6 protein-coding genes and 1 pseudogene are annotated in these 7844 nt (G+C 40.3%); all 7 read left to right on the top strand.

Annotation, left to right across the window (positions count from 1 at the left end):
• Positions 1-149: 149 nt before the first annotated feature.
• On the top strand, positions 150-1685 hold the full coding sequence (locus AN213_RS15370) for a GGDEF domain-containing protein (RefSeq protein WP_054563901.1): 1536 nt from the start codon (positions 150-152) through the stop codon (positions 1683-1685).
• A gap of 71 nt (positions 1686-1756) precedes the next feature.
• The gene (gene ppnN, locus AN213_RS15375; RefSeq protein ID WP_055199027.1) at positions 1757-3100 is read left to right on the top strand and encodes a nucleotide 5'-monophosphate nucleosidase PpnN; all 1344 of its coding nucleotides are present in this window, start codon (positions 1757-1759) and stop codon (positions 3098-3100) included.
• Between the two features lie 11 nt (positions 3101-3111).
• A complete protein-coding gene (xni, locus tag AN213_RS15380; protein ID WP_055199028.1) occupies positions 3112-3885 on the top strand; it encodes a flap endonuclease Xni in 774 nt (257 codons plus the stop codon).
• 71 nt (positions 3886-3956) lie between these two features.
• The gene (locus tag AN213_RS15385) at positions 3957-4340 is read left to right on the top strand and encodes a DUF3192 domain-containing protein (protein WP_054563904.1); all 384 of its coding nucleotides are present in this window, start codon (positions 3957-3959) and stop codon (positions 4338-4340) included.
• An 18-nt stretch (positions 4341-4358) separates the two neighbouring features.
• A complete protein-coding gene (locus AN213_RS15390) occupies positions 4359-6044 on the top strand; it encodes a hypothetical protein (protein ID WP_152966992.1) in 1686 nt (561 codons plus the stop codon).
• Between the two features lie 215 nt (positions 6045-6259).
• On the top strand, positions 6260-7267 hold the full coding sequence (locus tag AN213_RS15395; RefSeq protein ID WP_054563906.1) for an isocitrate dehydrogenase: 1008 nt from the start codon (positions 6260-6262) through the stop codon (positions 7265-7267).
• Positions 7268-7600: 333 nt separating this feature from the next.
• Positions 7601-7844: pseudogene (locus tag AN213_RS20430) on the top strand (transposase); the annotation flags it as partial.

The following is a 7844-nucleotide window of genomic DNA, read 5'->3' on the forward strand; positions in this document are numbered from 1 at the left end:
AAAAATGTGAATTAAAAACCGATAAACAGCCATTGCAACAAGTTTGATAGACAAAATAGCTAAGTTTTTGACTTGGAACCTACATTTCGTATTAATTTGTTGTAAACTTAGCTAATAGAAATTTGAATTTTTGATGGCGGTATTACTAGGTGCAGCAACAGCATGATGTTCTTAATAAAAAGTTAAAGCAAGCGATCGACGCTCGAACTGTGGTCGAAGATGCGCGCAAACATCAAGTTGAAGTTCTTTCTCAGTTTGCAGCGAAATTATCGCTAAGCTGTAAAGGACTAGACATTGAACTAGACAATCGTTTAGCGAAATTTAGAAATGCCCTTAAAAAAGGGGTTAAATTCGAATTACTCACCCCCTTTATCGATGATGTGCTTGGCCTGTTAAAACAACAAGAAACTAAGCAAATGGCACTGCAACGTGAGCTAAATGAAAGCGTCACTGACGCTGGCAAGCAGCTGCAAAAAGTACGAGGCTTGCCTGAAGATGCTCGTCGCTCGCTACGTTATTTACTCGATCACGAATTAAATAATATTCAGTCTAATCATGACTTTGTGCCACTACTTTCAAAGCTGATTTTAATTTATCATCAAGCCTTACAAGCCAAGCTTGCAACAACAAATACAGCTGAGGCGCAAATAAGACCAGAGCTTGCCACACAGCTGCTTTCTCTTGCCAATGACTTAGTGCTCGAAGATGAAAGTGCCGAGCAAATTAAAACTATCAAAAGTAAAATAACCCAAAATGATAGTGTTGACGATCTGCTTGATTCTGCACTGAATATTATCAGCATCGTTACGCGCAATATGAGCAAAGAGCGCCAATCAGCGCAAAGCTTTTTGATCTCATTAAATCAAACAATCGAAGATTTACATCATTCAATTGTTTCTACTAGTAAGCATTCAGAATCTCTGAGCGCTGAATACGACACGCTTAACAAGCAAATCGAAAGCAAAATTAAAAACCTGCATACGCAAACACAGCAAGCGACGTCTATTTCTTCGCTTAAAGAGCTTGTAGAAGAAGAATTAAAATCATTAAGTGATGATTTAATCGCAAAAGAAAAGCTAGAACAAACAGAACGCGAAAACTTACTCGCTAGCTTTAACGATATTAATAGCCGCATTAGTCATTTAGAAACCAAGCTTTCGACCTATAAGCAGCGCCTAAATGAGCAGCGCTTTAAAAGCTTACTCGATGGCCTAACTAAGTTGCCAAACCGTGCAGCGTTTGATGAACGCTTTAATCATGAATTTAACTTATTTAATGTCCAAGAATCAGACATTACCTTTGTAGTGATTGATGTAGACCACTTTAAATCAATCAATGACCAATATGGCCACAGTGCCGGTGATAAAACACTGCAAGTAATTGCTAAAGCATTACAAAAATCAATTCGTAAATCAGACTTTATTGCCCGTTACGGCGGCGAAGAGTTTGTGTTACTAATGAGTGGAATGTCGATTGAAAATGCCGCTGTGCCACTTGAAAAATTGCGCAAAACAATTCAAGGCATTCCGTTTAAATTTAAAAATAAGCAAGTAGAAATCACCATTTCTCTTGGTGCAACCCAGTTGAAAAAAGGTGATACCCCGCTGATTGCCTTTGACCGTGCAGATGAAGCACTATACAAAGCCAAGAACGAGGGACGAAATAGAGTTTGCATTAGCAAATAAAGGCCTCATCTAGTATGTGAGGTCTTTGACACACAATGATAAAGGCTCATAGACGAGCCGGGAGAGTGCTTATGTTAAAACAACTGAATCCTACAGGTGTACTGGATTTACTATCGCAACTAGAAGTTGATCTACTCGAACAATCATCCACCAGCGAGCGCTATAAATTATTTAGGAACTGTGTGCTCGCGGTTCTCAATGTGGGCAGCCACACCGATTCAAGCTTAGAAATTTATAATAAATACGAAGACTTTGATATTCGCTTATTAAGCCGCGAACGCGGGATTAAGATCGAACTTGAAAATCCACCCGAATCCGCCTTTGTTGATGGCGAAATCATTACCGGTATTCATGAACATATCTTCTCGGTTATTCGCGATATTCTGTTTATTTGTCAAAAATACGAAAAAGATTTAACAGAGCAAAAAGCCATTACTCATATGGTATTCGATATGCTGCGAAACGCAGGCGCACTGAGAGTAAATAGTGACCCGAGCATGATAGTTTGTTGGGGCGGCCACTCTATTAACGAAGTGGAATACAAATACACCAAACAAGTTGGCTATGAGCTTGGCCTTCGTGGCTTAAACATTTGTACCGGCTGTGGCCCTGGTGCAATGAAAGGTCCGATGAAAGGCGCAACCATTGGCCATGCCAAGCAACGTATTACTAATAATCGTTACTTAGGTTTAACCGAACCAAGCATTATAGCCGCTGAGCCACCTAACCCAATTGTAAATGAGTTGGTGATTTTGCCTGATATCGAAAAGCGTTTAGAGGCTTTTATTCGTACAGCTCATGGCATTATTATCTTCCCAGGTGGGGCGGGTACCGCAGAAGAGCTGTTATACCTTTTAGGTATTTTGCTACACCCAGATAACGAAAAACAATGTTTACCAGTGATCCTTACTGGCCCTAAAGAAAGTGAAAACTACTTTATGGAGCTGTGTAAATTCGTTGAGAAAACTCTCGGTAAAGCGGCGCTAGATAAGTTTGAAGTGATCATCGATGATCCAGAGCGAGTTGGTAAAACGCTTAAAGCAAAGATGGCTGAAGTACGCGAATACCGTAAAAGCCAAGGCGATGCTTACTACTTTAATTGGACGCTAAAAATCGATCATGATTTCCAACAGCCGTTTGCACCAACTCATGCTAATATGTCGAGCTTAGATTTACATTTAGATCAACCAACTCAGCAACTCGCAGCTAATTTACGCCGAGCGTTTTCAGGCATTGTGGCTGGTAATGTTAAAGACGAAGGCTTACAAGCCATCAAACAACATGGCCGATTTGTGCTAAGTGGTGAACCTGCGCTTATGGCTGATATGGACAAACTACTGGCAGCATTTGTTGAGCAAGGCCGAATGAAATTGCCTGGCAGTAAGTACATTCCTTGCTATGAGATCAAAGCTTAACAGGAGCCTATGTGACAACCCAATTACTTTTAATAGATGCGCTAAATCTTATTAGGCGCATCTATGCTGTTGATAGTAATCAGAGTCATCACAGTGAAGAACATATGATAAAAGCAAGCTGTGCCCGAGTGGCACATGCTTGCAAAAAGTTACGCCAGCAAACGAATGCAACTCACGCGATTGCCGTGTTTGATGGTGAAAGAAGTTGGCGTTATCACTACTTTGAGGCCTACAAAAGCACTCGTTCACCAATGCCTGACACCCTCAAGCAAAACTTATCACGCTTTAAACAAGCAATTGAAGACACTGGCATTGTGGTGTTTTCACCTGATAATGATGAAGCCGACGATATAATTGCTACTCTTGCTTACAAGGCCGCAACTAATAATGTGCCTTCTACCATCGTTTCGACAGATAAAGGGTTTTTGCCGTTTTTATCTGAGCAAATTGCAATACTTGATTACTTCAAAAAACAGTATATTGAGCTTGAAGATATCAAGCAGCGCTTTGATGTACCAAAGCATCGGCTTGCTGATTTTTGGGCTTTAGCTGGTGATAAAACCAATGATATTCCGGGCGTTAAAGGGATAGGTAATAAGTCGGCGCAGCAATTAATAAACGATTATGAGTCGATAGAAGCGGCCATGAACGATGATGAGCTAAACCCGACTCTTAAACGTAAGCTGAGTTCAGAAATGGACATGTTCGTAATATCAAAAAACCTTGTTATGCTGCGTACCGATATTAACTTAGGCTTTAATTTAAAGCAGTTAAGGCTCAATTAGTCGCAATCTCGTAGCACAGTTTGCCAACTGAGCGTATACTGAAAATTCGCGTTAGTTTTATAGAGTTACACATGTTTAAAAAGGTTTTCCAATATCTGGTACTTGGGTTAGGTGTTTATGCACTGATAGCAACCCTAGTGATCACTTTTTATAAAGATGATCCGCAAGCCATGATCTGGCAAGACCGTGAAGCTTTTAATAAACGCTATATCGCAAAACTATCGATTGATAAGCCTGAAAACCTGAATGCGGTGCTTGATTATTTAGGTAGCCCCGATCTAACCTATGCAAAACGAGTCGAAGACAATGTTTGGCAGATTATTTTTTACCGCACTCAGCATGTTAAATCTGATGGCATAACCACCATCGATGAATGCACAGGCCTACTATTTAAAAATGGTCAGCTGGTATTATGGGGGCCAAGTGCCTATGAAAGCTATCAACAAGAAACCTAACCGCTTATGATGGAAAACGTGACGCCACGGGAATTGGCACGCTTATTTGATAGTACACACCAGCTACTTAAGCTTTATCATCAAAAGCAAAAATGGTCACAAATTTTCCCTTTATTAAGTAACCTAGCTGAGCGTTATTACCTGCTGTATCAAGCCTGCCCAAAAGGTATGCAAGCACAACTAAGCTTGTATGTACCGAACCATGGTTACACCACAAACTTAGTTGTAAACCAATGTGTTGTAGCCTGCATTTTGTGCCGCAGCCTAAACTACAACCAAGCCATTAGCGAACAAATTATTAGCTGCTGTTTAGCCAATTACCTCTGCGTGCAATCACAAAGTAATAAGTTAGCGGCAGGACAGACCCTGACGGCTCAAGATAAAAAGCTTTGGCAGTGTCGCCATCAATTAGCAGCAAAATTACTAAAAGACTCAGGCCCACATACGCTTTCTATTCAGCATTTATTAGCGCGTTTAAATAAATATAAGCAAGCACTCTTAAGCGCGCCGAAAATTATGATTTACGATGGCGCAACAACCTTAGTTGCTTTGGCTAATATTATTGCCATGAATACGACTTACCGGGAGTCGGGTGGTCACATTAGTGTGCACAAAGCCTTAGCTGATATTTATTTACGCACCCCTAATGAATTTGCCCAAAATGCTATAAAAGCACTGATTGCGCATATTGGCCCTTACATTCCGGCCAGTGAAGTAAAGTATGCCGAACAAATACTTATTTATTTAGCCACAGATGAACACGGCCGCCATATTTTGGTTGATGCCAGCCGCCCTGAAAAAATTCGCTGGCATCGCTTTAAAGCGAGCTTAACTATTTTTGACAAACAAAGACATTGTAAAGACACTCGTTTGCTGTACACAGTTTGGTTTAGTGAAAACATTAACTTTGCTGAGTCACAGCCAATAAATCAGCAGCGAAGGCAGCACTATTTAGAGCTAATTAGTTCTTTAAAAGTATCGCAAGAATATAGCTACCGTGGCTTAAATAAACTTTTAAGTCCCTACCCTGAATTGATAACCCAGCTTACTGTTGCCTCTAAACCCTATAATAAAGAGCAGCAAAGAGCTAAAGACTTGCGCCATTGTTTATCTATGGTCGGATACGATAACGCCCCTGCGATTATCCAAAAAGTATTATTTCAACGCTTGGTTGCAACCACCTCTCACCCGCTTTTTCAGCATATCTCTAAGCGCCTTGAGAATATGGTACGCATTATTCAGGCGCTATTTAAGCACACCGATTCTATTCAATTTGAGCAAGTTACTTTGCCCTTATATGCCTATGTTTTATACCTTTGCGAACATCAAGCAACCAGTATTTCTCGTAAAACTGTATTTGAGCAGGCCGAAGAACAGGTAATAAGCCCACCACTTGCCTGTTTGTTTGGCGTTAGTCACTTAAACCAAGAGCCACTAACGGCGTATTTAAATCAACTGATTGGCGATAACAGTTGGACACAGCATTTACTTGGTAGTGAGCAACATAAAAAACAAACTCTCGATATCAATGAAAAACATTGGGTCGCGATTAAGCTATTTACTTATTATGTTTTTCAACCCAAAGCGTTATTTAGTAGTTGGCAAGAACAGATTATTTTCGACAGCTTATCGGCTGCTGGTTGGCAATCAAAAGCAGATTTTTATGCATATCTGAAAAACTGTGAATTTGCAGACAATTTTTAGATTGTGTTGTTAAAAAGTGCGAAAACGTTAAATAAATATGAACTTTAGTCTGTTTATAGTCAGTATTCACAGGATAAACTGGCAAAAAGCTGAATAAATTGCTATAAAAGCCGCTTAAATTTTCAAACACATCCACGTAAACCCTCTAACAAGTAAATCGCATGCTATTTCGCGATAAGTTTACGTGTTTATCTACTCATAAATAGGAAAAGTAAATGGCTAAACAAACCATCACAGTGATCAAAGGCGACGGCATTGGTCCTAGCATTATTGATTCAGCACTTGAGATCCTTAAAGCTGCAGGTTGCGATTTTGATTATGAATTCGTTGATGCTGGCCTTGCTGCCCTAGAAAAAACTGGTGAGTTACTTCCGCAAGAAACAATCGACACAATCGCGCGTAACAAGATCACTTTAAAAGGTCCATTAACGACTCCGGTTGGTGAAGGTTTCACTTCAATCAACGTAACTTTACGTAAAAAGTTTGGCCTTTACGCTAACGTTCGTCCTGTAAAATCATTCGCAGGTACACAAGCTCGTTACGACGACATCGATATCATCACTATTCGTGAAAATACACAAGGCATGTACTCAGGTCTTGGCCAAGTGGTTTCTGAAGATGGTAACGAAGCAGAAGCAATGTCAAAAATCACCCGTGAAGGTGCAGAAAAAATCGTTACTTTCGCATACGAACTAGCGGTACGTGAAGGCCGTAAAAAAGTAACTGCTGTACACAAAGCTAACATCCTTAAATCAACATCTGGTTTATTCTTAAAAGTTGCACGTGAAGTAGCTGAGCGTTACCCACAAATCGAATCAACAGAAATGATTGTTGATGCAACTTGTATGAAACTAGTTATGACTCCTGATGAGTTTGATGTAATTGTTACTACAAACTTATTCGGTGACATCCTGTCTGACCTATGTGCTGGCCTTGTTGGTGGTTTAGGTATGGCTCCAGGCGCAAACATCAGTGAAGATGCAGCAATCTTCGAAGCTGTACACGGTAGCGCACCAGACATCGCTGGTAAAAACCTTGCAAACCCAACTTCAGTGATCTTAGCATCTATCCAAATGCTAGAGCACCTAGGTATGGGCGACACTGCAGAGCGCATCCGCAGCGCAGTTGCTGATGTTATCAAATCAGGCGACCGTACAACTCGCGACCTAGGCGGCAGCCACGGTACTACAGACTTCACTCAAGCTGTAATTGAGCGTCTATAAAAAACATTTGTTTAAGGCTTATGACAAGCTAATAACCCTTAAACACCTCCTTACCAAAAGCCAGTCTACGACTGGCTTTTTTATTCTCTCTACTTAATTGAATACTTAAATGGACATCCACTTTTATTTTTTAGCTTATTTGGACATCCACTTTTATTTTTTTAGCTTATTTGGACATCCACTTTTATCTTTTTAGTAAAACCTCAACATAAAACTAGACACCCACTTTAACCACTACACTTCCACAAGACTAACTAGACATCCAACTTAAAATTTCTCACTTCTCAAAATTATGGCTAAACTTGTATTGTTCAACTCAAGGAGGAGAAGAGCATGGCAACCCCGCGTAGAAACTTAATTAGCGTTTCAAACACACCTTACTATCACTGCATTTCACGCTGCGTTCGTCGCGCTTATTTGTGTGGACAAGACCCACTTACGGGTCGTTCATATGAACATAGGCGGGGTTGGGTTGAAAAGAAACTACTTCAACTTGGCAGGATATTTTGTATTGATATTTGCGCCTATGCTGTAATGAGTAATCACACTCATCTGGTTCTTCACATTGATATAGCAA

It is taken from the genome of Pseudoalteromonas sp. P1-8, assembly GCF_001399985.1.
Taxonomy (GTDB): Bacteria; Pseudomonadota; Gammaproteobacteria; order Enterobacterales; family Alteromonadaceae; genus Pseudoalteromonas.